The sequence below is a fragment of the Nocardia australiensis genome, assembly GCF_020733705.1.
Taxonomy (GTDB): Bacteria; Actinomycetota; Actinomycetes; order Mycobacteriales; family Mycobacteriaceae; genus Nocardia; species Nocardia australiensis.
In genome coordinates this window covers 213405-235585 of the sequence record NZ_JAJFZM010000016.1, presented here as the reverse complement: position 1 = coordinate 235585, position 22181 = coordinate 213405, and the positions used below count along the sequence as shown (strand labels likewise).

24 protein-coding genes and 5 pseudogenes are annotated in these 22181 nt (G+C 63.6%); 14 read left to right on the top strand and 15 right to left on the bottom strand.

Annotated elements, in window-relative coordinates; translation table 11 throughout:
- Nucleotides 1-116 precede the first annotated feature (116 nt).
- The 6 genes and pseudogenes from LKE06_RS28425 (at nt 117) to LKE06_RS28400 (ending at nt 3885) form a co-directional block, all read left to right on the top strand.
- Nucleotides 117-326, top strand: a complete 210-nt coding sequence (locus tag LKE06_RS28425) for a hypothetical protein (RefSeq protein ID WP_228002412.1) — start codon at nt 117-119, stop codon at nt 324-326.
- 7 nt (nt 327-333) lie between these two features.
- Entirely contained in the window at nt 334-1068 is a 735-nt protein-coding gene (locus LKE06_RS28420) for a DUF3592 domain-containing protein (protein ID WP_228002411.1), read from the top strand.
- 72 nt (nt 1069-1140) lie between these two features.
- Complete coding sequence (locus LKE06_RS28415) at nt 1141-1521, top strand: hypothetical protein (RefSeq protein WP_228002410.1); 381 nt, start codon at nt 1141-1143, stop codon at nt 1519-1521.
- A 23-nt stretch (nt 1522-1544) separates the two neighbouring features.
- Nucleotides 1545-1696, top strand: a pseudogene (locus LKE06_RS28410) (IS256 family transposase); the annotation flags it as partial.
- 101 nt (nt 1697-1797) lie between these two features.
- On the top strand, nt 1798-2697 hold the full coding sequence (locus tag LKE06_RS28405) for a hypothetical protein (RefSeq protein ID WP_228002609.1): 900 nt from the start codon (nt 1798-1800) through the stop codon (nt 2695-2697).
- 54 nt (nt 2698-2751) lie between these two features.
- Nucleotides 2752-3885: a WD40 repeat domain-containing protein gene (locus tag LKE06_RS28400; protein WP_228002409.1), complete on the top strand. Its 1134-nt coding sequence runs from the start codon at nt 2752-2754 to the stop codon at nt 3883-3885.
- Between the two features lie 348 nt (nt 3886-4233).
- Here the strand turns inward: LKE06_RS28400 and LKE06_RS28395 are convergent, their stop codons facing one another.
- On the bottom strand, nt 4234-4614 hold the full coding sequence (locus LKE06_RS28395) for a LysM peptidoglycan-binding domain-containing protein (RefSeq protein ID WP_228002408.1): 381 nt from the start codon (nt 4612-4614) through the stop codon (nt 4234-4236).
- Nucleotides 4615-4964: 350 nt separating this feature from the next.
- Here LKE06_RS28395 and LKE06_RS28390 point away from each other — a divergent pair, with 350 nt between their 5' ends.
- Nucleotides 4965-5231: a hypothetical protein gene (locus tag LKE06_RS28390; RefSeq protein ID WP_228002407.1), complete on the top strand. Its 267-nt coding sequence runs from the start codon at nt 4965-4967 to the stop codon at nt 5229-5231.
- 283 nt (nt 5232-5514) lie between these two features.
- On the opposite strand, the gene LKE06_RS28385 is transcribed toward LKE06_RS28390, so the two are convergent.
- Nucleotides 5515-6123: a TetR/AcrR family transcriptional regulator gene (locus LKE06_RS28385; protein WP_228002406.1), complete on the bottom strand. Its 609-nt coding sequence runs from the start codon at nt 6121-6123 to the stop codon at nt 5515-5517.
- Between the two features lie 149 nt (nt 6124-6272).
- Between LKE06_RS28385 and LKE06_RS28380 the strand changes: the two genes are divergently transcribed.
- Nucleotides 6273-7808, top strand: coding sequence for an MDR family MFS transporter (locus tag LKE06_RS28380; protein WP_228002405.1), 1536 nt, complete (start codon nt 6273-6275; stop codon nt 7806-7808).
- Nucleotides 7809-8077: 269 nt separating this feature from the next.
- Nucleotides 8078-9082 carry a lipase family protein gene (locus LKE06_RS28375; RefSeq protein WP_228002404.1) on the top strand — a complete coding sequence of 335 codons (1005 nt, stop codon included), beginning with the start codon at nt 8078-8080 and terminating at the stop codon, nt 9080-9082.
- 411 nt (nt 9083-9493) lie between these two features.
- On the opposite strand, the pseudogene LKE06_RS28370 reads toward LKE06_RS28375, so the two are convergent.
- From LKE06_RS28370 to LKE06_RS28345, 7 genes and pseudogenes are all read right to left on the bottom strand, one after another.
- Nucleotides 9494-9772 (bottom strand): annotated as a pseudogene (locus LKE06_RS28370) (integrase core domain-containing protein); the annotation flags it as partial.
- A 106-nt stretch (nt 9773-9878) separates the two neighbouring features.
- A complete protein-coding gene (locus LKE06_RS28365; RefSeq protein WP_228002403.1) occupies nt 9879-10412 on the bottom strand; it encodes a hypothetical protein in 534 nt (177 codons plus the stop codon).
- Nucleotides 10405-10578 (bottom strand): hypothetical protein, encoded by a 174-nt coding sequence (locus LKE06_RS28360; protein ID WP_228002402.1) that lies wholly within the window; start codon nt 10576-10578, stop codon nt 10405-10407. The genes LKE06_RS28365 and LKE06_RS28360 overlap by 8 nt, the downstream gene beginning before the upstream one ends.
- Nucleotides 10579-10581: 3 nt before the next feature.
- Nucleotides 10582-11592, bottom strand: a complete 1011-nt coding sequence (locus LKE06_RS28355; protein WP_228002401.1) for a hypothetical protein — start codon at nt 11590-11592, stop codon at nt 10582-10584.
- A 130-nt stretch (nt 11593-11722) separates the two neighbouring features.
- The gene (locus LKE06_RS28350) at nt 11723-12103 is read right to left on the bottom strand and encodes a WXG100 family type VII secretion target (protein ID WP_228002400.1); all 381 of its coding nucleotides are present in this window, start codon (nt 12101-12103) and stop codon (nt 11723-11725) included.
- A 53-nt stretch (nt 12104-12156) separates the two neighbouring features.
- Nucleotides 12157-12342, bottom strand: a pseudogene (locus LKE06_RS33395) (hypothetical protein); the annotation flags it as partial.
- 265 nt (nt 12343-12607) lie between these two features.
- A complete protein-coding gene (locus LKE06_RS28345) occupies nt 12608-13270 on the bottom strand; it encodes an O-methyltransferase (protein ID WP_228002399.1) in 663 nt (220 codons plus the stop codon).
- 96 nt (nt 13271-13366) lie between these two features.
- On the opposite strand from LKE06_RS28345, the gene LKE06_RS28340 reads away from it, so the two are divergent.
- A complete protein-coding gene (locus LKE06_RS28340) occupies nt 13367-14275 on the top strand; it encodes a LysR family transcriptional regulator (RefSeq protein WP_228002398.1) in 909 nt (302 codons plus the stop codon).
- A 13-nt stretch (nt 14276-14288) separates the two neighbouring features.
- Here the strand turns inward: LKE06_RS28340 and LKE06_RS28335 are convergent, their stop codons facing one another.
- The gene (locus LKE06_RS28335) at nt 14289-14969 is read right to left on the bottom strand and encodes a hypothetical protein (protein ID WP_228002397.1); all 681 of its coding nucleotides are present in this window, start codon (nt 14967-14969) and stop codon (nt 14289-14291) included.
- A 260-nt stretch (nt 14970-15229) separates the two neighbouring features.
- Entirely contained in the window at nt 15230-15778 is a 549-nt protein-coding gene (locus LKE06_RS28330; RefSeq protein WP_228002396.1) for an isochorismatase family protein, read from the bottom strand.
- A 148-nt stretch (nt 15779-15926) separates the two neighbouring features.
- On the opposite strand from LKE06_RS28330, the gene LKE06_RS28325 reads away from it, so the two are divergent.
- Both LKE06_RS28325 and LKE06_RS28320 read left to right on the top strand, forming a co-directional pair.
- Nucleotides 15927-16544: a TetR/AcrR family transcriptional regulator gene (locus LKE06_RS28325; protein WP_228002395.1), complete on the top strand. Its 618-nt coding sequence runs from the start codon at nt 15927-15929 to the stop codon at nt 16542-16544.
- Nucleotides 16545-16645: 101 nt separating this feature from the next.
- A complete protein-coding gene (locus LKE06_RS28320; protein WP_228002394.1) occupies nt 16646-17383 on the top strand; it encodes a VC0807 family protein in 738 nt (245 codons plus the stop codon).
- A gap of 152 nt (nt 17384-17535) precedes the next feature.
- Here LKE06_RS28320 and LKE06_RS28315 read toward each other — a convergent pair whose 3' ends face one another.
- A complete protein-coding gene (locus tag LKE06_RS28315) occupies nt 17536-18471 on the bottom strand; it encodes a helix-turn-helix transcriptional regulator (RefSeq protein ID WP_228002393.1) in 936 nt (311 codons plus the stop codon).
- 93 nt (nt 18472-18564) lie between these two features.
- On the opposite strand from LKE06_RS28315, the gene LKE06_RS28310 reads away from it, so the two are divergent.
- Complete coding sequence (locus LKE06_RS28310; RefSeq protein WP_228002392.1) at nt 18565-18930, top strand: VOC family protein; 366 nt, start codon at nt 18565-18567, stop codon at nt 18928-18930.
- A 113-nt stretch (nt 18931-19043) separates the two neighbouring features.
- Here LKE06_RS28310 and LKE06_RS28305 read toward each other — a convergent pair.
- A pseudogene (locus LKE06_RS28305) lies at nt 19044-19211 on the bottom strand (helix-turn-helix domain-containing protein); the annotation flags it as partial.
- Here LKE06_RS28305 and LKE06_RS28300 point away from each other — a divergent pair.
- A pseudogene (locus tag LKE06_RS28300) lies at nt 19198-19335 on the top strand (IS481 family transposase); the annotation flags it as partial. The pseudogenes LKE06_RS28305 and LKE06_RS28300 sit on opposite strands and share 14 nt — an antisense overlap.
- Before the next feature lie 869 nt (nt 19336-20204).
- On the opposite strand, the gene LKE06_RS28295 reads toward LKE06_RS28300, so the two are convergent.
- Together LKE06_RS28295 and LKE06_RS28290 are read right to left on the bottom strand one after the other, a co-directional pair.
- Nucleotides 20205-20585, bottom strand: coding sequence for an SbtR family transcriptional regulator (locus LKE06_RS28295; protein WP_228002608.1), 381 nt, complete (start codon nt 20583-20585; stop codon nt 20205-20207).
- Between the two features lie 183 nt (nt 20586-20768).
- The gene (locus LKE06_RS28290; protein WP_228002391.1) at nt 20769-22181 is read right to left on the bottom strand and encodes a CBS domain-containing anti-phage protein; all 1413 of its coding nucleotides are present in this window, start codon (nt 22179-22181) and stop codon (nt 20769-20771) included.

Below are 22181 nucleotides of genomic sequence, written 5' to 3'. Positions count from 1 at the left end.
CGTTGGGTGTATTTAGGTGGCTGTTGTGTCGGTCTCCGGGGGCCATGGTAGGAAACCCGCACCAGGCGCATGCGGGTTTTCCGCGGACTGGAGCTAGTGGATACATGATGAGTGCGATGGAGCAGCAGGCGTCCCCGAGCAGAACCCGGACCGCCACGGGCCGGCTCGTCACGGAACGCACGGATGCTCCGATCGTGGGCGGCACCGTCTATGTCTGGTATCTCGACGACGGGGAAGACACGGACGACATCGACATCGAAGAGGACCCGGTAAGCCCCAAAGATCCAGACGCGGGAGAACGCTATGACCCGGGCACACCCAGCTAGGAGCAGCATGCGCGGATGGATCCTCGTCGGAACGTTCTGCCTCCTCACCGTTGCGTCGGCGGGTGCGGCGGTGTGGGTGCTGCTCGTGCAGTTGGCGGTACCGCTACTCGGGGCGCTCACCGGCGGTGAGATCTGGCTACCACTGCCGATGGCATTGGCCTACTGGCTTCTCTTCGGCGGTGCTGTTGTGGCGTTCGTGTTTGCCTTGACTCTCTCCTATGCGACGCTCGCGGTTCCCTCGATCCCCGTGCTCGGGGAGCCGGACGCTCTGTCGATCTGGACGGGCGTCGCCCTCGGCGCCGCCGCCGCTGCACCGTTTCACTCATCGATCGCGGGTTGGGCGCTGACGGTCGGTATCGCCGTCCTGGCGGGCGTGCTCGCGGTGCGCGCGCTTCGCGAGTTCATCTCCGATTTACGCGAAGGCGCAGACGAAGTGGATCGGCGCGAGTGGCTGCGTGAGCATGGTGAGCGTTTCGTGGCCGAGGTCACCGCGGTCGACTTCCAGAACAGCTGGTGGCTCGGCGGCCCGGAGTTCGAGGTGGAGGCCGAGTATGACGGGCCGGACGGGAAACGGTCCGTGCGCGGCGAGATCGTCACCTCCGTGGCTGACGCGCCGATCGTCGGCGGCACCGTAGTGGTGCGGGTCGACCCGAACGCCCCGGAGAGCTTCCTGCTGGACCGGCACCGGAAGAGCATCCGCGATCCCGACGCCGCGAAGAAGTACGCATCTCCCGACGTGTGAGCCGTCCGGAATGGGATGCAGGACCGCGTGGCACCGTTCCCGCCGATAACCTGTGACAAGAAGGGGTGGACGATGACGAGTTCGACGTGGCCGGCCGATCCGGCGTCCGCATGGGCGGAGGCAACGTCCGAGCCCCGCACGATCGCCCGCACTCGTCCTGTACCGCGTCTGGACACGGCCGAGGACGTCGCCGCGCACCTGCAGTCGACCGGTCTCGATACGTGGGGGCCGCCGGCGATCGTGCTCGGTCTCGATCTCGGCTTCATCTGGCTGCTGTCCGTCCACCCGGGCGATTTCCCGGAATTCTTCCCCGCCCCGGCCAACCTGGCGGTCCTGTGGTCGATCGCCGTGCTCGGGCTCGTCGCGGTACCAGTGCTGTGGCTACTGTTGCGCCTCGGAGGCCGTGCCGAACTCGCGCGGGAGAACGGCACCCGGGATCAACCGTTGCCATGATCGCGCGGCAGTTTTCGTGTCGGCTGTCCACCGGCGACTTCGCACCGGCGCTCGAACAGTTCCTGAGTACCGGGTCCGGACTGTCGCCGACATCGATCACCCGGTTGACCGGCCAGTGGCAGGACGAGCTGGAACCTTCGGGCAGCGAGATCTCTCCGGTTGTGGCTTCAAGTACCCTGGTATGAAGCTATCGACGCCGCAGGGAGTCGCGACTTCCGTACGCCGGATCGAGCGGCGGTTCAATGGTCTGCGCCAGCGGATCGAAGGGGGAAAGCATTGGTGGACAACGGAAACCGGAGCCGTCGGCGCCTTTCGCGCGTCACGGGTCTACGACCACCCCTGCCGCAACCACCGCCGCAGGAGCCCGATGACGACAACGGCACCGAAACGCCGTCGCGCCCCAGCCGCTTGCGCCGCGCGATCACGCGCATGTCCGAACTCAGCCAGGGCAGCAAGGTGGTCATCGGTCTCGTCGTGACCACGCTCGTGACAGGCGTGACGACCGCGGTCTTCTCGTCGTTCAGTTCGACGATCACCGACAGCATCCGTCCCGGTCCAGAAATTCGTGTCGCGGTGCAGGTGGAGCGTTTTGGCCCTGGAGGCTCGTTTGCGCTGCCCTCGACGCTGCCAGGTAATCCGACCTCGTTCCCGATCGGCCGTGTCGACGATCTGCTCCGTGATGCGCGCGGCGCGCCGGTCTCGGTGCTCGACGTGCGACTGATCTTCGAAGGCAACCGCAACCAAGCGGTCACCATCACCGATATCACCGCACACATACTCCGACGGAACAACCCGCTATCAGGGACGCTGCTCACCTGGCCATCCCAGGGTTCGGACACCAACTTGAGCGCCTGTATGGATATCTCCGCGCCCGCACCGATTGTCATGTCCCGTCCAGAGAACGGCAGTTGCACCGGCGCGGAGCAACCGTATTTCCTTGATCACCACATTGATTTGAAACTCGGCGAACAGTACGTGACGAACATCCGCGTGGATGCCAACCCCGGCCGCCCTGTTGGATATTACGAGTGGGAGTTCATCGTCCATGCTGTCGTGGCCGGAACCAATGTGACTATACCGGTGAGATACAATGGCCTACCGTTCGCCGTCACCTCGTCTGCCGATAACTATCTGGCCAGGTATGGGGGAGACTACAGTTTCTTCACCCGTCACTGATCCCGGTTGCGACGGCTTCTGTAGCGATCGGCAACCGAGATGAAGCCTGCCACTATGCCAAAATATCGAGTAAGCATACTGATCTGCTGCCTCATTGTCCTCGCATCGACAGCGCTGTTCGCGAATAATTACTGGAACGCGCATGAAGACGAGGTCGACTATGGCGCCGCAAACCTTTCCTGGACGTTACACGGGCACGACATCGCTTTCAGCCCGGACAGCCGAACTCTTTTCGCCGTGGACGCACCGTCGCCGGACAAACGCAAATACCTGGTCGACATGTGGGACACCACATCCCACGAAAGAGTGGGCACAATCGATTGTCATAGCCGACGGGAAAACTCGGAAAATCTAGAATCGGGGACTATATCACGAATCGCAGTCGGCCCCGACAACCGCGCGTTGGCGATAACTGGTTCGTGCACTGGGGATGATTCACCGATACAACTCTGGGATTTCAAGACCAACCAGTTGCAGCGCACGCTTCCTAAACCATCGAATTGGCCTCAGGAAATGCGTTGGTTGGCACTTTCATTCCGGCCGGATGGTAAATTATTGGGGTTCTACAAAAATCTTCAGACTGCGGAAGAAAACGGCATTGCAATCTGGGATCCAGCCACACCAGATACTCTGAAAACCTTTCCAGTTGCATTGAACGTGGATCCCATCTACGCCATATTCAGCCCTGATGGGAATATGTTGACGATTACCAAACTCCCTGGATACGGCCCACCCGACCGAGTCATCCTCCGTAACATTGTCAATGACTCCGAGGTAGCCGACCTTCGAGTACCAGAAGTATCGCCCGTTGCATTCTCGCACGACAGCCACACACTGATCCTGGGCGACGCCCACTCATCAGTCCGCTTATGGGACATCGGTGCACACCGCTTCAGCGAGGTTGTCTTCACACGGTTGGAATGTCCACACCATCAGATCGCTGCAGTGGGGATAAGCCCGGACGGCGGGGCGGTGGCCGCATCCCCCGTGGGGCCGGGCCCTCTGCTGCTTTGGAACATCTCTAACCGTCGAGTCGTGACCACACTGCCGCACGCATGTGACAACAAAGATAAATGGCCGCGTGGGGACGAGCACATCGAATTCAGTCCTGACGGCCACCAACTCGCGGTGTCGAATGGTAGCGCCCAGGCCCGGGTGTTTGAGTTTCCCCCGAATAGTCGGCACTGACCGGACTAATGCCCGGTGACATCGTACAATGCGAGTTGAACAACGGAGCCAATGCAGGACCGATCAACCCACACCGCAATATATAGCGAGCGGTACCGGCTATTTCGGGACCACCGCACTTCCCGACCCAGCTGTGCCGTCGATCTGAACGCGATTTCGACGGTATTGGTCGGGTCGAGGCTGGTCGTGCCGTCGCGCTGACTGCACGGAAGGAATCTGCGAGCGGGCGGCGCAGAAGACAACCGAACCCCCGTCGCGCTCATCTAGCCGATCAACACAGCAACGGCCGAGCCCTCCGCTGAACGACGCCGAACCTCAACGTGGTTCGGCCTGCGGGACGCAGGAAACTCATACGGCGACACACAACGGCGAGCCAACATCGAGATTTAATCCGTCAGGGCGGAGGCGCGCGTTCCACTCGAGCAGTTGAGCCACTGTAATACCGTTGTCTGCGCTTAACTGGAGCAGGCTGGTGTCGGTCGGCATCACCATTACTACTTTCGTGCAGCCCGGAATGGGAATTGGGGTGGGGGTGGCATTGGCCGACCCGATCGTCATGACGGAAAGCACGGCGGACACCGCCGCGACACCAGCCACCACCCTAACGCGACGACCGACCCAGGGCAGGAATTGCCATGCCACTACCGAGGCGGAAGCCGAGTGCGCGATTCCGCCGAGTATCGCGGTCGTGGGGCGGCCCTGCAGGGCTGCGATCCGTTTGTCATTCATGACCAAACTTCCATTCATTACGGACTTCCTTTCACCGAGATGACTGCCGATCTCCCCGCCTCTGTTCCCTTCCGAGGTCAGCTCTGCGGACACGCGAGCTGGATCACCAGCGAATCGAACGATCCACAACCCGAAACTCTATGTATAGCTGATACACATATGTTGCAGGTGCTGCTTAGGTGGCCGTGTCTGCGTGTCCGTGGTGCGGCTGAAAGTCGATGCGGGCAAGGCCGTGGATCCACGCTGCGCGGGAGCGAGGGAAGTGAAGCAGCCCGACGAGTTCCCGCTGGGTGGGTGACGGAGCGCAATCCGCCCCTATGTCCATCAGGACTGAGAGACGAGCGGAGCACATGCGCGGTAGCCGCGCGTCCGCGCTGAGCGCGGCGAAGACCCTGATCCCCACCTCCCCCTCGGTGGTCCAGGGCACCCAGCCGATCTCCGCCCTGCCCGCAGAGCCCGGCCGCGCGCTCGTCCGCCGCACCACCAAGACCGCATGCGTCTACAACTCCATAACCGTCGAGGACCACCCACCATCACCGGCCGCGTCACGAGGCCGGGTCGGCCTCGCGACCGACCCAGGAAGCGGCCTCGGTAACGGGCCCTACATCCATGAATAGGACGGAACAGGGCGCGGGTGAGCACTCACGGCGTACAACGACGTTGCGGAACAAGGGCCGACCGCTCGCGGAATGGCAGTCACACCCCATGGGAATACGGAGCCCAGGCGGATCAACGCTGCGGACACCGCCTGGACGCGGGGAGGATGGGACAGATCTGAACGGCGGGACAAGCCGGGCCGACGAACTACCTGAGCTACGGGTACCGACCTGCTACCTCCTCGGCGGGAAGGACATCGTCGTAGATCAGCCCCGGAATCCGACCGCGACCACGCCGCAGAGCTTAAAACTCGAGCTGGTCGCGATCGCCATGTTGCCGAGTGAGCGCCTTCCACGCCTGCGCCGCCGCACGCCTGGCGGGCAAAACATTCACGTTGAGCACCCAGTGCCGTATCAGTCCGACGAAAGCTCCTGCGGCGCAATGCGCTCGCGACTCGAACGCCGACGAGCGACGTAGGCTCGCTTTCTCGGCGAGTTGACGCATTACCTGCTCGGCGACCAAATGCTGGAGACGGTCGATGAAGCGGGCCGAACCGCACGGACCGAGCATTCGCTGATACAGGACGAGCTGTGACTCCACATGGCGGAAGACCTCGACGAAGGCGTTCGGCATCGTGTCGGGCAACTCCACGAGCGGGCACCGAGCTACCAGGTCGGCCAGGGCGGCCAACTCTCCCTCCATCGCATCCAGTAGTAGTTCGTCGCGGTTGCCGTAATGCTGATAGACGGTCGCGCGGTTGACGGTGGCGCGTTCGGCGACATCGGCGATGGTGATGCTGCCCAGATCCCGCTCGGTGGCCAGTTGCAGTACCGCTTCTTGCAGCAGCACGCGAGTGCGCAGGACCCGGGGATCGGTATTCCTATGCCCTGCTTCTGTCGCCGATTCGACCATCTGCGCAGCTTACATCGCCTAACCGACAGATGTCGCGGATGACTCCTCCCTTGTCGAAGCATCTCGAAATTTACACGACATGTGTTGTATAGACGACACATGTCGTGCAATGATCTCGATGTTGCCCGATAGGACGAGGGAGAATATTCGTGAAACCCGATCAGATATCGGATGCGGCAGACGACTCCGACACGGTCACACCAGAACTGTGGTGGCTCAGCGCGATTATGGCCTTCGGCGGCTTCGCAAGCCTGCTCGACGCGACGGTCATCAATGTCGCTATCGGACCGCTGGCCAAGGTGTTCGATGCCGAACTCTCGACCGTGCAGTGGGCCGTGACCGGCTATCTGCTCGCGATCACCGCGACCCTCCCGATCAGCGGTTGGGCGATGGCCCGCTTCGGCGCGAAACAGACGATGATCTTCTCGCAGGCCGCGTTTCTGGTCGGCTCGGTATTGGCCGGACTGGCGTGGTCGGCTTCGAGTCTGATCGCCTTCCGAGTGATCCAGGGCATCGGCGGCGGCCTCGCCGTGCCGGTCGGGCAGGCGCTGCTGGCTCAAGCGGCCGGCCCCGGACGGCTCGGGAGGCTGATGTCGATCGTCACTGTGCCGGCCCTGGTCGCTCCGCTCATCGGACCGTCCCTCGGCGGCATCCTGGTCGACCACCTCAGCTGGCGGTGGATCTTCTTCATCAACGTGCCGCTTTGCGTAGTGTCCATCGCCCTGATGGCGGCGAGGGTGCGAAATGTCGTCGCCCCGTCGGCCGACATCGAACTCGATGTAGTGGGCATGGCGCTGCTGATGCCCGGTCTGACCGCGTTGGTCTACGGGCTGTCCGAGGCCGGTTCGGCAGGCGGGTTCGGCGGGGGCAGGGTCATCGGTGGTCTGGTTGTCGGCGCCGTACTGCTGGCGGCTTTCGCGCTTCGCGCCACGCAGTCGCGGCGAGAGCCACTGCTGGACCTGCGGTTGCTCGGTATCCGCTATTTTCGATCCGGCACACTGGCGAACGTTCTGTTGAGCGTGGCGATGTACGGCGTCATGATCCCGTTGCCCATGTACTTCCAAGTTGTCCGCGGAACCAGCGTGCTGGCCTCCGCGCTGCTTCTGCTTCCACAGAGCGCGGGTTTTCTCGTCGTCGTCATGTTGATGAACCGGCTTACCGCGATGCTGAGTTCGCGGTCGGTGACTGTGCTGGGCCTGCTGCTGGTGATGGTCGGCACAATTCCGTTCACTCTCATCACCGCCGATCCGAACCAGTTCGTCATCGGCGCAGCGCTGTGTATCCGTGGCATCGGCCTTGGAGCCGCGATGATTCCTACTATGACGGTCGCCTTCAGCAGCGTGCCGAAGGCGGCGGCGCCGAGCGCCACCAGCGCGTTCAACGTATTCCAGCGAGTCGGTGCGTCACTGGGCACCGCCGTGCTCGCAGTCGTCCTGCAAAAACAGGTGGCCGACCAGCTGCCCGCCGGTAGGTCGACTCTGGCCCAGGTCACGCCCGGCGGCGACGCAGCCCGCAATCTGGCGACCTCCTTCCACCTTCCTTTCGTGTGGGCGCTGGCCTTTACGGCGTTCGCGGTCGTTCCGTCGTTCTTTCTTCCCGAACGGCAGCCGGCGACAACACAGAACACGACACCCACAGAACCCAGGTCCGACACCGTCGGTAACACACAGAAAACCGGCAGGTAGTCCGGCAGGAATCGGGCCGTGTACACCGATTTCGACTCGAATCGGGCAATGAAAAGTTGGTATGCCCGGCACGGATCGGGCGCGACAACCGCGAGACCGAGAACAACGAAGGCAGTGGAATGATACGACACATATCGATCGCCCTGGCCGCACTGACGATGGTGGTCGGACTGTCGGCCTGCTCGAGACACGCAGCGACCGGGTCCGTATCAGCAACCTCGACAGCAGCGGCCGACCGAGAACCCGGCAAGGTCACGAAAACTGAGGACGTGCCCCACAACGAGTGGCTGGCCGGCGCAGGCAGCGCTCAACGCTTGACCTACTGGACTCGCACCTCGGAGGGAAAACCCGCTCTGTCCACTGGTTCAGTGTTCGTCCCGTCCGGTCCCGTACCCGCGGGCGGGTGGCCAGTGGTGTCCTGGGAGCACGCCACCACAGGGCTCGGCGACTCGTGTGCCCCCTCCGTGGCGGGCAGCGACTCGGGCAGCAAGACCTATCAGAGCCATTGGCTCGGTCAGGGGTACGCCGTGGTGGCTACCGACTACATCGGCTTGGGTACCGACGGGGTGCACCCCTACCTCGACGGCCGGGCCGAAGCGCACGCCGGGATCGATATGGTCCGGGCGGCACGCTCTGTGGCCCCCACCCTGAGCCCGCGTTGGGTGGCCATCGGCCAGTCACAGGGCGGCCAGGCGGCACTGTTCACCGCATCGCTGGCCACCAGTTACGCCCCTGATCTGGACTACCGAGGTGCGGTCGCGACCGCACCGGCGACGAACATCTCCGACATGCTGTCACTGCTGACCCCGCAAACTCCTGATATCGGAATCCCGCATGTGGTCATGTACGCCAGCTTTGTCCTGCGCGGACTTGCCGCGTCGCGCCCGGGGCTCGATATCGACAGCTACCTCACCCCGCTCGGTAAGCAACTCGTCCACGACGCCGAAACCCTGTGTGCCTATCCGATGGTCGGCCGCGCCAAAGGCATCACTGTAGGGCAAATGCTGAGCAGGCCGCTGGCGGAGGGCGATCTCCTCGAGGTCGCCGCCCCGATCGTCGATGTCCCCATCACCGGCTACGACAGACCGTTGTTCATCGGCAACGGTACCGCCGACACCGACGTCCCGCCGCCCTTGACGACGCGACTCATCGCCGACTTCACCCTGCGCGGTGTGAAGTTCGACTATCGCTCCTACCCTGGGGTCGACCATCTCGACACCGCGACAGCGGCCCTGCCCGACAGCACTCCGTTCGTCCAACGTCTGTTCGACTGAACAGAGGGACTGCTTCGCTGATGCCCACGGCGGCCGGCCCGGCCGCAGCTCGTCGGCCAACCCGGCCAGGCCGTGCGCGATGAACCGACTCCCGCCGCTGCGCCTCGGTCACCCGCAACGCCGAACCCGACCTCGACCTTCCGGTCCTCGCCACAACCGAACCCTACAATTAACCACGTATTTCCGGCGCGGAACACTTGACCGGGAACACCCACTATGACCAGATGTTTTCCGGTTGTCCATGTTTTGCATGTCCCGCCGAGGGCACGAACCCGCGACGGACGATGGTCAGACCGTTCAACTGATTGGAAGGCCGGCCCGGAAACTTGGACGTATTCCTGGCTACATACCGAGAAAAAGAGCAGGTCAAGGGACTGCCCCCACTTTGGTTGACTTGTGGGGTTGATGGTTTCAGGCCGCGTGTGCGGTCTGGTTGATTGTCTCAAACTCGATCGGGGTCAGTCGTCCGAGTCGTCGTTGCCGGCGTTTGCGGTGGTAGGTCTTCTCGATCCAGCACACGATCGCCAGCCGTAGTTCGGTGCGAGTCGGCCAGCGCCGCCGGTCGAGGACATTGTTTTGCAGCAGCGCAAAGAACGATTCCATGGCCGCATTGTCACCACAGGCGCCGACTCTGCCCATAGACCCTCGTAAACCGTTGGCTGACAACGTATTCACAAACTTTCTGGACCGAAGAGTCATTTTGGGTTGACATCCCTGGACAAGTAAGCGACCGCACGGCGCATGACCTCGGCTTCTTGCTCCAAGCTGGGGTTTCAAGATGTTCGACCCGGACCGTTCACCCGTTGATGTCGTCTGAGTCTGTGTCGATGTCGAGATCTTCTGGACGTGGCGGCCACGGTGGAGCGTCGATTCGCTGTCCGGTCCACGGGTCGAGCGTGACCACGGAAAACCCTGCCGGGGAGAGCATGCCGGATCGATTCCACATCAGAGTGTCACCGAAGAAGACAGTGGCTGTCACCTGGGGGTGCTGGTTGGAGACGAACAGGTTCCATCCGTTCCCTAATCCGAGCCGCAGGCTTCCAGACTTGAAAAATACCGGCGAGAGAATCGGCGCGGAGACATTGCGTTCAACTTCGGCTCTTGTCCAGTGGCTGATCATGTGACGCTCAGGCGAGTCTTCGGCAATCGAGCGTGGCGCCATCTCGGCTCCGTATCCGACAACTATCCGGAATGGCGTGTCCGTCTCGAATTCGACCTGTTCGGGCAGCCAAGTAGTACGAACGACACGGCTCCCGCGCAGAGGCTGCATGATCCACCTGTCCTCGTATTCCTTTATCGTCTCTCGCCGATTTTTGTCCACGTCACTCATCCAACTCGTCGAGAATGTTTCCGAGGCTGTCTTCGGACACTTCACCGCCGGGGAGCTTCACATACACCTCGCCAGTATCCAAGTCCACGACGACATCTGGGTTCTTGTTGGCGCCATCCCCGCGCCAGGCCCCCTGTGCCTTGATCTTGTGGATGGCTTCTCTCACTTCCTACGCAGGAACCCCGTAATGGCTGGCGATCTTGTTCACCTTGGTCGTAAGCGACGCAGTTGTAAACGCACCACTCGGGCTGCTCGAGTTGATGTCCTCCACGTCATCGGCGTCGAGGAAGATCTTCGCGATGATGATGACGCCGAGCTTGAGGGCTTCTTGGGTGAGGTCCACGTCTTTGAACGCGGTGATCGCGGCGGCACCGGCGCCAGTTACGGCCGCTGCCGCACCGATGATTCGGTAGAGCTTGCTGATGTCGTAGGTGGTCTTGAGTACGCGGGCGGTGTTGCCGGCGATGAGGAGGACTCCGCCCCCGGCGGCGGCGGTGCTGAGGGCGGCGGTGATCCAGGCGGCAGCAATGCCGATGACGACGGTCGCTCCCGCCGCGATCAAAGCGTTGGTGACCGCTTCCTTGAATTTGTCGCGGACTTCGGAAGTGCCTTCGCTATATGCCGCCACGGGTGCGGCGATGTTCGCCGATGCGGCCACAAGTTGGGTGGCGCCGCCGTTCAAGGTGGTCAGGTGTCCGAGCAGTCCGTCAAGGCCGCCCTTCTTGTCCTTGATGTCGGCGAACAGATTGCTGATCTCGGTGATCCGGCCCGGGGCGCCCTTGATAGTGGCGTGTTCGGAGAACGTTTTCCAGACGGACGCGGCCTTGGCGAGATCCTCTTTGTGGCCATTCGGCAGCTTGCTTCCGAACTCTTCCTGGATCTTCCCAACCAGGGCGTCATAAAAGCCAGGGACGCTGTTGTCACCTTCGGTGATGCCGTCACCGTTGTTGCCGACAGAGGTCGGCAACAACACCTTGTAGTCGGTCATCGCGGTCACCGTGGGGCGGTCGGGCATCGGGTTGGACTTGTTGGACAGCGCCCAGTTGTATCCCGCGGCCGACAGCATATAGCCGAAATTGGTCAGTGCGTCAGCCAGATTCGTGTAGGTCTGCAACGTTCCCTGAACTGCTCGGTCGTACTCCCTGCCCCAACTCTCGCAGCCCGCGGTGTCACCGGCCATGCCCGCGCACTCGCCTTTCAGTGCATCGTGGACCGGCTTATCCGCAGTGCGGAGATCAGCGGCCAGGGCGTGACACTTCTTGGCGGCGTCGTAGTAAATCTGCCAGTTGATGACAGTTCACCCATGCCGGTTACCCCTGGTTGAACATCTTGTAGTTGGTATCGACCGCGCGCATGTAGCGGGTGTGCGCTGCCTTGGCGGCGTCGCTCATATCCTGCACGCCTTCGACGAATTCGCGCGCACCGGCGACCCATTGGGCGTGGGCATCGGCATACGCCTGCGCGACGATACCTTCCCACCCGGTGCCGGTCAGGGTGGAGACGCGGTCATCGAGAAGAACACGTACAACCTCGAACCATTTTGCGCTCCTTCGGAATCCACACTTCATGGTCGCTGGCAGCAACCTCCACTGTTGCCGCCAGCCATACGGCACACAGGCCAGATGTGTGATGCGCTCGCCACCTGGCACATGGGCCAGGTGATCTTCGCCTACCGCACGCACCCGTTCCACGGCCGTGCTCTGCCGCGCGATTGAGTCGCTCAACGCCGGGTATCGGCGTGCGATCACGGTCCGTGGGCACTTCCCGTCCGAGCAGGGCGACCGGTCGGAGTGATCCGGCATTCGAAAGTGATAGCGAACGCGTTAAGCGCTGGCTTCCACCTCAGTGCCCATCGTGCCCTGCCCCGCCCGGTCGGATCCAGTGAACGGGTCACCAGATACAAGCATTTCAGCGTGGCCGTCGACGGCGGATGGACCGCACAGTGAACGCGCCGGCCTCCCGTGGGCACGAACGGCTACTGCCCGACTCCCGCTCGGCCAACTCCCGGTCGTGGTCGTGAGCCAATCGACCAGCACCGGCATATTCATGCGAGTCTCCTTGTTCCCCTTGGAGGTTCGAATCGGTGCCCGCATCATCCGGCAACAGTCCATGGACCCCTCCCGACCGTGCTCGGGACCGCGCGGTGGCAGCGGTTCTCGTCACCGCCACCACGCTGGCCATTCGAGAGCCGAAAACTAGAGCCGGACAGCCAGTTGCACACCGTCGGCCACCGGCAATGTCATCGACAGGTAGCCGTGCTCGGGATCGGCGAGGTAGGCGAGCAGTTCGCCGTGCATGTCGCTACCGAAGTCCACGTTCACGTCGTCGACCAGCACCAGGGCGCCCGGACGAAGGCTGGGTTCCAGCAGCCGCAGCACCGGGAGCGCCAGGTCGGGCCATCCGTCCAGGAGCACGAAATCTACGGGGCCGGGCACCTCGGAGAGGGTCGCGCGGGCATCGCCTTCTCTCAGGTCGATCAGGTCGGCGACCCCGGCGGCGTGGAAGTTCTCCCGCGCGACCGCGACCTTCTCCGGCTGCAACTCGGTGCCGATCACGGTGCCGCCGCCGTTGTCCCGCACCGAACTCGCCAGATAGATGGTGGACACACCGAACGAGGTGCCGTACTCGACCACGGTGCGCGCACCGATCGCTCGCGCCAACAGGTACAGGAGTTCGCCTCCCGCGGCGGACACGGACATATAGATGTCCTTGAGCATCTCGGCTCGTGCTGCGGCATCGAGATCTACCGGGAAACCCGGTTCCAAGGCGGCGAACGCCTGCGGGTCGTGTTCCTGCTCGGCGGCCAACAACTGTTGCAGCACAAGCGATACCGGTTCGGAGCGCAAGGTGGAGGTCATCTCGTCAATTCCTTCTCACTGGTCGGATACGACTTCAACGTATGCTCGAATCCCATTGCACTCCAGTGCATATTCGGTAAGGGAGAGTTATCAGAAGTGGAATTCAAGCTGGACCTCAACCTGCTGCTCACCCTGGACGCGTTGCTCGACGAGCGCAGCGTCGGCGGGGCCGCCCGCCGATTGCACACCTCGCCGCCCGCGATGAGTCGCACACTCGCGAAACTGCGGCGCATCCTCAACGATCCGATCCTCGTGCGCGCCGGACGCACCATGGTGCCGACACCACGTGCGCTCACCATGCAGGGTCGGGTTCGCGACCTCGTCGAGCAGGCGCACACACTGTTCGCGCCGCTCGAGCAGCCGGATCCGGCAAGTCTGCGGCGCACGTTCTCGGTGCAGATCGGCGACCTGATGTTCAGTGGTATCGGGTACCGATTGCTGCATCGCATGCATGCCGAGGCGCCGGGGGTGACGGTGCGCTTCGTTGCGGAGAGTCATGAGGACACCCATTCGTTGCGTGACGGCAGCGTCGATGTCGAACTGGGTCGCATCCGCCGCGGCGAACCGGAAACCCACATCGAGCCATTGCTGCGCGAGCGGCTGGTCGGAGTGGTGCGCGAGGGGCACGATCTGCTCACCGAACCGGTCACGCCGCCTCGGTACGCCGCTGCCGAACATGTGGTGTTCTCCCGCCGCGGCATCGCGACCGGCCCGATCGATGACTTGCTCGCCGAGTACGGTCTCACCCGTCGGATCTTGGCATGTGCACCGAATCCGGCGGGCGCGCTGTTCCTGCTGCCCGGTAGTGAGTTGGTCGGTGCGGTGCCCGCCCGGCTCGGCCGCGACGGGATCGAGAGGCTGGGACTGCGCACATTCGAGATTCCGCTGCCACTGCCCGTGGTGGACCTGGGCATGGCATGGCACCCACGGCACGACGCCGATGGCGCGCACCAGTGGCTCCGTGCGCACGTCCGCGCCGCCGTGCTCGACGGGGCGGTCGATTAAGGTAGCGAAAGGGTCAGTGGCCCAACAGGTCCGCGACGCGGAGCAGCTGCGCGGCGTAGCCGGGGATCATGTTCGGGTCGCGGAGCTTCCCCGATGTGGGTATACGGGTGAGAAGTTCGGCCCCGACGAGGCTCCAGGACGGGACAGTGCGCGCCGTGTGCGCGGCGATGAGCGCCGGACCCACCAGCGCCTTGGCACAAACCGGGTCCTGCGCGTCGATCCGGAACTGGGAGTCGAACAACCCGTAGCCGGTCGCGGTCGGCTTGTCGCCGAACATCGCCCGCCCGAGCTGTGAGAACACCCCGCGGTGCCGCACGGAGACCGGCGGATACATCCGGTCGAGCACCACGAGCACCACGATGAAGTTGTGCGTGGTGGTGGTCGTCGAATCGCCGCTCGATGACGTTGTCTGATAAGAGTATTCGGCGACTGTCACCCAGCGCCCGCCGAGCGACCCGCTGACGATCACGCCGAGCCCCCGCGAGTTGCGGCCGGGAAGACGCGCGGTCCAGGCCGCTCGACCGCGTTCGGTGAACGTCCATCCGTGGGTCACCGCCCAATCCCACAGGACCGCCTTGCGCGCCCGCTCGGCGCGCATCGACATCGGTACCACGACAGCCAGGAACACCACAGGTATCACCACCAACAGGCCGAACACACCCAGCACCGCGAGAGTCAGTCCCGCTTCCATCACAGGCCCTTCTGTCGACGTTTCCGTCCCCGGTCGAGGCGACCGCCTCTGCACGGCAGTGTGTGCGCGCCGACTTCCTTCGGGCTTAAGAGATGCTTGCGACGCGGCGCTGCCCATAGAGATCGAGCCGGAGAAACGATGCGGCGAGGCGGAACTCATCGGTCCTCGGGGAGGCGTGAGCGCGTGTCCAGGCGCCAGGAAACGCACGTGTGCTGCGTGCATTGCCAGCGGCAGCGGCACGAAGTCGCCCGAAAGGCTGTGCGTCAGAACTCGATGTCGTCGGTGCCGACAACCCGCGCGGTGCGGCCGGGTGCACTCATATGCTGCCAGTAGAGATTGGTGTGGCGGATGACGGCTTCGGGCGCCGGTGCACCCCATTCGGTGAGGTCCTCGCTGGTGTGCGCGTCCGCGACGAGGACGGTGTCATAGCCACGGACGAACGCGCCGTGCAGGGTGGACCGGATACAGGCGTCGGTTTGCGCGCCCGCGACGAACAGTCGGCCGACCCCGAGTCGCGCGAGGATCGGCTCGAGATCGGTGTCCTCGAATGCGTCGCCGTAACTCTTGTCGACGCGGGGTTCGTCATCGGCCGGAACCAGTTCCGGGACAATCTGCCACGGCACGCTATCGGGGACACGATCCTCGCCGACATCCTGCACCCAGGCCACGGGAACACCGGCCGCGCGCGCGTTGTCAACGAGGCGACCGATCGTCGCGAGGACGGCGTCACGCCGGTGGACGTCGGCCACCACGCTGTTCTGCACGTCGACAACGAGGACGGCGGAATTCGGGCGATCAGCAAGGGATGTCACGAATGCCGATGGTAGCGCCGGGCACCGACACGTTGTTCGCGGCGAATGCGCCTGCTGACGAGCAGCTGCCCGGTCAGCGTGCAGAAGACCGTGTCGAGCCTGCGCTAAAGTCAGTTGTATTACAAAGATTGTCGACCGAGGAGCGGACGTGCCGAAGCAGGTTGACCACGATGCACGGAGGACGGCCATCGCCGAGGCGCTGTGGAGGGTGGCGCTCGTCCGTGGTCTGGATCGGGTGACGCTGCGCGAGGTGGCCGCGGAGGCCGGGATCTCGCTGGGACAGCTCCAGCATTATTTCGGCGGCCGCCAAGAGTTGATGATCTTCGCGATGGAGTTCATGAGCCGCAAGAACGTGGAGCGCGTCACCGAGCGACTCATCCTCATGGGCGAGGGCGGGCGCGCGGCCCGGCTGCGGGCCATCGTCATGGAGATGCTACCGATCGATGAGGATTCCCGAGCAGGGAGTTCGATCAATATCGACTTTCTGCTGGAGGCCGCGCGCAATGACGTCTTACGGGAGAACGTGCGACAACGGACAGGGGCGCTGCGCGAGTTGCTGGAGGGTCAGATCGCGCTGGCCGTGCAGGCCGGGGAGATCGCGTCCGATCGCGACCCCGCCACCGAGGCCGGGTTGCTGATCTGCCTGGCCGACGGCTTGCGGACCCACTTCCTCCTCGGCATGTACACCGCCGAGGAGGTGCTGGCATTGATGGAGGCACACCTCGCACGGCTACTCGTCTCCGCCGATGCGCCGCGACGCCCTTGATTCAAGTCATCTGTATTGCTAACCTCATAGCAATACATGCGACTTGGAAAGGCGATCTGGGTGGCGTTGACAATCCCACCGAGATCGGACGGTGAAAATCCATGCCCGACAACGCAACCACCCACCCGATCGGTGGAACCTCCACCAGTCGACCCGGCGACGCGACATCGATCGCCACCGTCCGGCCGATGGCGCTGATCCGCTCACTCGCCCCCGATCTCGTCCTACCCCTCGTCATCTACTACGCGCTGCATCTGCTCGGCGTCGGCGACACGGTCGCGTTGCTGGCCGCGACCGCGCTCTCCGCGGTGCGGATCGTGTGGGGTGCGGTCCGCGAACGGTCGCTGAACCCGTTCGCCACGGTCATGTTCATCGCATTCGGAGTCGGCGCGGCGCTGGCCCTGATCAGCGGCGATCCCCAGTTCATGCTGCTGAAGAACTCGTTCATCACCGGCGCGGTCGGGCTCGTGTTCCTGGCCACCGCCCTGCGCGGACGGCCGATCTCCCTCGCGGCCGTGCAGACCTTCGACCCTTCCCGGAGTGCCCAGTTCACCGAGCAGTACCGCGTCGATCCGCGAATCCGGCATGGGCACCGGGTTAGCACCACCGTGTCGGGCACGGTCCTCGTACTCGAGTCGCTCCTGCGGATCCCGCTGGTCTACCTTCTTCCCGTCAGCGTGGGAGTCGGCGTCGGCGAAGTGCTCTTGATCGCGACACTGAGCGGCCTGACCCTGTGGAACGTCGTCTACCTCCGGCGCGCTCGCCGAGCACGTGCCGCGCAGGCGTTCACGAGCCTGACGTCGCGGCCACCCCTCGACGATCAACCGATCGCCAGGTGAGCGCGGCTCGCGAGCCGAAATCGTTGCCCGGAGGCTCGCGATGAGTCTTGGCCTTGTCGCGAGCACGCTCCGCTGCAAGCCTCACGCGCGGCGGCCGGGATGGTCATTGCCACCCAGGTCAGGTGACTGCTAGATGTTGCGGGGCAGGACGTTTATGACGGCCTGTAATGGTTGGCGAGCTCGTTGGCGAGGTCGTGTAAGCGAGCCTTGGCCTCGGGCGGGCCGTGGACGGTGACCGACCTTCCGAACGGCAGGAGCGCTCGCACATCCTCCAGTTGCAGGAACTTGATCGTGACTTCGTGGCCGTCCTGTCGAAGTCGTTGACCGAAGATCCACTTCGCTCGTTCGATCTGTGTCCGATCGAAAGTAGCGCTGACTTCGATGACGTGGTCGCGCGCCCACCACTCGGTGAGCGCGGCCGCGACGCTGGCAAGGGTCTGGTCCGGCCGGGTCCGTCGTGCACGATCGGTTTCGGACCATGCCGTGATGCGCTCGAGGCGATACATCCGCGGCACTCGGTCGCAGTCGGCGATCAGATACCAGATGCCTGCCTTGGCCAGCAGCCCGTAGGGGTCCACGACCAGGTCGAGTCGCCGACGCTGGCGAGAACTGTCGTACTCGATCCGGAGCCGTCGACCGCGCCGCACCGGACCGATCAGCGCGGCCGGAGCCGTGCCATCAGGTCGTTGCTGGAGCCAAGGGCGACTGTCCACGTGTATGACCTCCGCGAGTGGGAGAAGATCCTCGGTGTGTGGCTGCCGAACGTTGGTGATCTTGGCGAGCGCGCGCCGGCTCTCGGTCGAGGCATCGAGGTCTTCTCGCTGCTTCTCATCCAGTCCGGTCAGCGACAAGTGGTCGCGTTCGCTCGGGGTGAGGCGGGTGAGGTCGAGTCCCGTGCTGGGGAGAACCGTAACGCCTCCCAGTCGGCCACGTTGTGCGGACACCGGGAAGCCGGCGTCACGGAGCCAGTTGAGGTCCCGGGTGATGGTCCGCAGCGATACCCCGAGCGCTGCGGCGAGGTCGGAGGTGGTCACGGCATCCCGAGTTCCGAGGAGCAGCATCAGGGAGAAGAACCGGTCGGGGGTCACCCTTCGAAGTTTCTCAGCAAATACGACAGGATGTGGCGCATATTCTGTCCAGTCTGGTGGATGCGTTGCCCACAACCTTGAAAGGGAACAACTATGACCGCATCCGTCGTGACTATCGTCTATGTGAACGATGCTCCTGCCGCTGCTCGCTTCTATGGTGACCTCCTCGGTATGAGCCCGTCGTTCGAGACTCCGGGATACATCACCTTCGACCTCGGCCCCGGTGCTGACCTGGCTCTGTGGTCAGGGCAGTTCGAGAATCTTTCCTCCGACGTCTCACGCACCAGCGAGGTCTGCCTCGCCATCGACTGTGGCTCCGACCAACTCGACACCATCTTCGAACGGTGGCAGTCCAAGGGCATCACGATCCTGAAAGAACCTCACGACGCGGGCTTTGGACGCACCTTCCTCGCAGCCGACCCCGACGGGAACCGGATCCGCGTCGCACCGCAGGACTGACGAAGCCCTTCTGGCAGGCGCGGCACCATCACGTCTTTTCACGGTGCCGTGTCTGCCGCACTTCTTATTGAGAGGCCGAATAGTGACTCACGCGAATGCGCCCCTGAGCACTGCGGCGTCGAAGGTCGGTCACGTAGTCCAGCATCACCGTGACGTCGCCAGCGGTTGACCCACTTCGATGCGCAGGCGCGTGAGATGCCCATCTCGGCCGCAACATGCGCGATCGGCCTGGTCTTGCAGCGTTCGATCAGTCGCTTGCGACCCTCGATTGGCTGGCGCATCCACGGCCGCGACAGCGACCAGGCCAAGTCCGCCGACCGGGCGAAGTCAGCGGGTGCGAGAACCGGCTACACCTACCTGCACTCGGCCATCGACGGCTTCTCGCGGCTGTCCTACACCGACTCGGCTGACGCAATATCGCGCTTCCTGCCGTGCAACGAAAACCCTGCGCGGTAAGGCTATTCGATCTTCATGTGCGGGGCTCGCAAGCGCACTGTCATACCGCGACCCGCGATCCAAACCGGCCAGGGCGGTGGTTGGAAGGCCAACCGGCCGAGATCATCTCGGCCCGTCGCAAAACCACACCACATCGCCGTGCCTCGATCAGGCGCGGGACCGATAACGGCTGGTTGGGGTCAGATCAGGGCGGCCATCGGACGAAACCCTGGTGCCTACTCCTTGGCATATTCTTGGTGGAGGTCCCATTAGCAACCACATAAGAAAGGCCCCCGACCAGAAATACCTGGTCAAGGGCCTTCTTGCGCTCCCCCATCTGGACTCGAACCAGAAACCTGCCGATAACGAGCTACGGAAAGGCGCTGGTCACACCAAGCATTGAAGGCATTGTGCGCTTAGGGGGTCGAGTTGAAACGCACGAAATGCCCTATGTACCCAGCAGGTTCGCACACGGCCCCCCAGAACCGACTCGAATATCTGGCGAATATTTGGGGAGGGGTCGAATCCGAACGCGCGCCGCCGACCACGCCGAACAGCGGACGAACGGCACGTGATCGACACCAGCACCCCGTACCGCCAGCCTGCAGTCGATCGGTGAAACACATTGCGAGCGCACCGGCTGCTGATCGCGTGTCCGAGGCGGTCAGTGCTCGACGACGCAAAATCGGCACCGTCCAAAACCAGAACGCCGAGATGATCTCGGCCTGTTGGCCCTTCCAGACTTGGCCCCGACTGATACGAAGCGCGCGATCAGCGGCAAAGAGTGCGTTCTTCAGCTGATCCGCCAGCACCGCTCCCGTCGCCCGATAGGCGGCGGCTCAGCGTCGGGACTCGAGTCCGTCGAGCACGATGCGCAGGTTTCGGGTCCACTGGTTCGGCGCGGCTTGCAGGCCGATGGTGCGCGGCTGCGTCGCGACTCCCGCGAGCGCGAAAGCGACGTCGCACCATGTGATGTCGTCGCGCATGGCCCCCGCCTGCTGTGCGCGGTCGACGAGGCGGCGCAGACTGTCGCCGAGATCGGTGATGGTGTCGCCGAGATCGCAGGATCCCGCACCGCCCAGAGCATCGTTGACACCGCAGCTTTCAGCACGCAGCCGGGCGTAGACGGTGGCGAACTCGGTGAACCCGTGCCATGGGTCCGGATCGGCGAGGGCGTGGTCGGCGGCAGCCCCGGCCTCGTCGAGGACCTCCTCAAGCACGGCCGGGTCGCAGGCGGGATTTCGGTCGCTGATCGACCAGATCGTGCGTGACGGTGCGCGTCAGATGTTGGCGGCGGCGTTGAAGGTCGAGGTCGAGGTCGAGGTCGAGGTCTATGTCGAGCAGTTCGCCGATCAGGTCGACGAGAACGGCTGGCGACCATTCTGCAGTACGTCACCGTCCAATTACTCCGGATCACGATACCGGTGCAACAAATTGTTGAACATCCTTAGCTTGTCGACGGCGTCCTCGGGCACCGGGTCTGGATGGAAGTGCATAACCTTGTTGCGGATGAGCCGGATCTCTTCGAGCCGGGAGATGAATGCGGAGCGGTCCAACGGCCAGCCCAGTTTCTCCCAGACCTCCCTGTTCTCCAGCACACGGCGGTAGTCACCCACTGAGAGCTGGTCGAAACTGGTGATCTCCCGGTGACAGAGTCGTTGGACGGTCCGAACATCCAAGGTGCGGTTCAGGATCCATCGCAGTGTCTGATCCAGCTCCCCCAACTGGAAGAACGGGGTCGCCATCTCGCCGTAGCGCTGAGCCACGTCGGCTGTCGTGACGATGCCGTTAATGGCCTTGCTCTCGTCCCGGACAAAGACGAATTCGCACTGTTGCAGCGTGGGTAGGACATCGGAGAGATCGCGTTCGTAGTCGACGACCTCCACATGCGGGTCGATCGCATCGGCGAGACTCGCATCGGGCTTCTGGTGCATCGCCTGGACGATCGAGCGCCATGTGACTGCTCCGCGCAGGTTACGAGGGCCGCTGAGGACGGCGAGCTGGGAGAAATCGTTCAGAAGCATCTTGGTGATCGCTTCTTCGAGCGTGCTGTTCGGCCCGACGGACTCGACCCCGAGCAGGGGTGACAGATTCCCGACCGTCAGGCGGACATCGAGATCACGCTCCCCCTCGTCGTCCTCGGCGACCGGGACGTCGTCGAGGACGGACGGACCCGCCACCGTGTTTCCCTCCGCCTCACTGGGCGGCGTGGTCAGTGACACCATCGTGTCCAGAGTTACCGCCCGGAAGCTGGGTGACGTAACCAGTCCGTGGTTGGCCAGATCCGCCTCGATCCGGCTGACTTGGTCTCCGCGATCCGATGCTCCCCATAGCGACAGCAGTTCACGAACCGAAATGCGTTCGGCCTCATCCTCGTCCGCATGCCTGCGGGCCTGCCTCAGGCGCTCGTGGATGCGCCGGCGCACCACATCCTCGTTGTGGCGGTGCGCAGCGGCCGCGACATTCGAGATCACTCGGTCGAGCAACTCCTGACGTACGGCGTCCAACATCCGATCTTGCTCGACCACAAGCCACGCCCGCCACCCGTCGACGGCTCGCATCCCGGCGGCCACCATCGCCGCCCGGGACGGTGAGCGAAACTCCTCGCCATCGGGCTCGAGCCGGATACGTCCCTTATCGGTGACTGTCGCGTCGTAGGTCACGCCGATCCGGTTGCGCTTGAACCTGAGCTTCGCGCCAGGCTGAATAAGACCGGCGTCCAACAGGTCCGAAACCGTAACCCGGCGCCCGCCGATCAGATACATCGAGCGACTGCCTAGCTGCTCGGCTCGCTCTGCTGTCACTCCGCTCGGCAC

Coding starts and splice junctions, on each gene's coding strand:
- LKE06_RS28425 (WP_228002412.1), top strand. CDS start 117: ATGGAGCAGCAGGCGTCCCCGAGCAGAACCCGGACCGCCACGGGCCGG.
- LKE06_RS28420 (WP_228002411.1), top strand. CDS start 334: ATGCGCGGATGGATCCTCGTCGGAACGTTCTGCCTCCTCACCGTTGCG.
- LKE06_RS28415 (WP_228002410.1), top strand. CDS start 1,141: ATGACGAGTTCGACGTGGCCGGCCGATCCGGCGTCCGCATGGGCGGAG.
- LKE06_RS28400 (WP_228002409.1), top strand. CDS start 2,752: ATGCCAAAATATCGAGTAAGCATACTGATCTGCTGCCTCATTGTCCTC.
- LKE06_RS28395 (WP_228002408.1), bottom strand. CDS start 4,614: ATGAATGACAAACGGATCGCAGCCCTGCAGGGCCGCCCCACGACCGCG.
- LKE06_RS28390 (WP_228002407.1), top strand. CDS start 4,965: ATGCGCGGTAGCCGCGCGTCCGCGCTGAGCGCGGCGAAGACCCTGATC.
- LKE06_RS28385 (WP_228002406.1), bottom strand. CDS start 6,123: ATGGTCGAATCGGCGACAGAAGCAGGGCATAGGAATACCGATCCCCGG.
- LKE06_RS28365 (WP_228002403.1), bottom strand. CDS start 10,412: ATGAGTGACGTGGACAAAAATCGGCGAGAGACGATAAAGGAATACGAG.
- LKE06_RS28355 (WP_228002401.1), bottom strand. CDS start 11,592: ATGGCCGGTGACACCGCGGGCTGCGAGAGTTGGGGCAGGGAGTACGAC.
- LKE06_RS28345 (WP_228002399.1), bottom strand. CDS start 13,270: ATGACCTCCACCTTGCGCTCCGAACCGGTATCGCTTGTGCTGCAACAG.
- LKE06_RS28320 (WP_228002394.1), top strand. CDS start 16,646: ATGCCCGACAACGCAACCACCCACCCGATCGGTGGAACCTCCACCAGT.
- LKE06_RS28310 (WP_228002392.1), top strand. CDS start 18,565: ATGACCGCATCCGTCGTGACTATCGTCTATGTGAACGATGCTCCTGCC.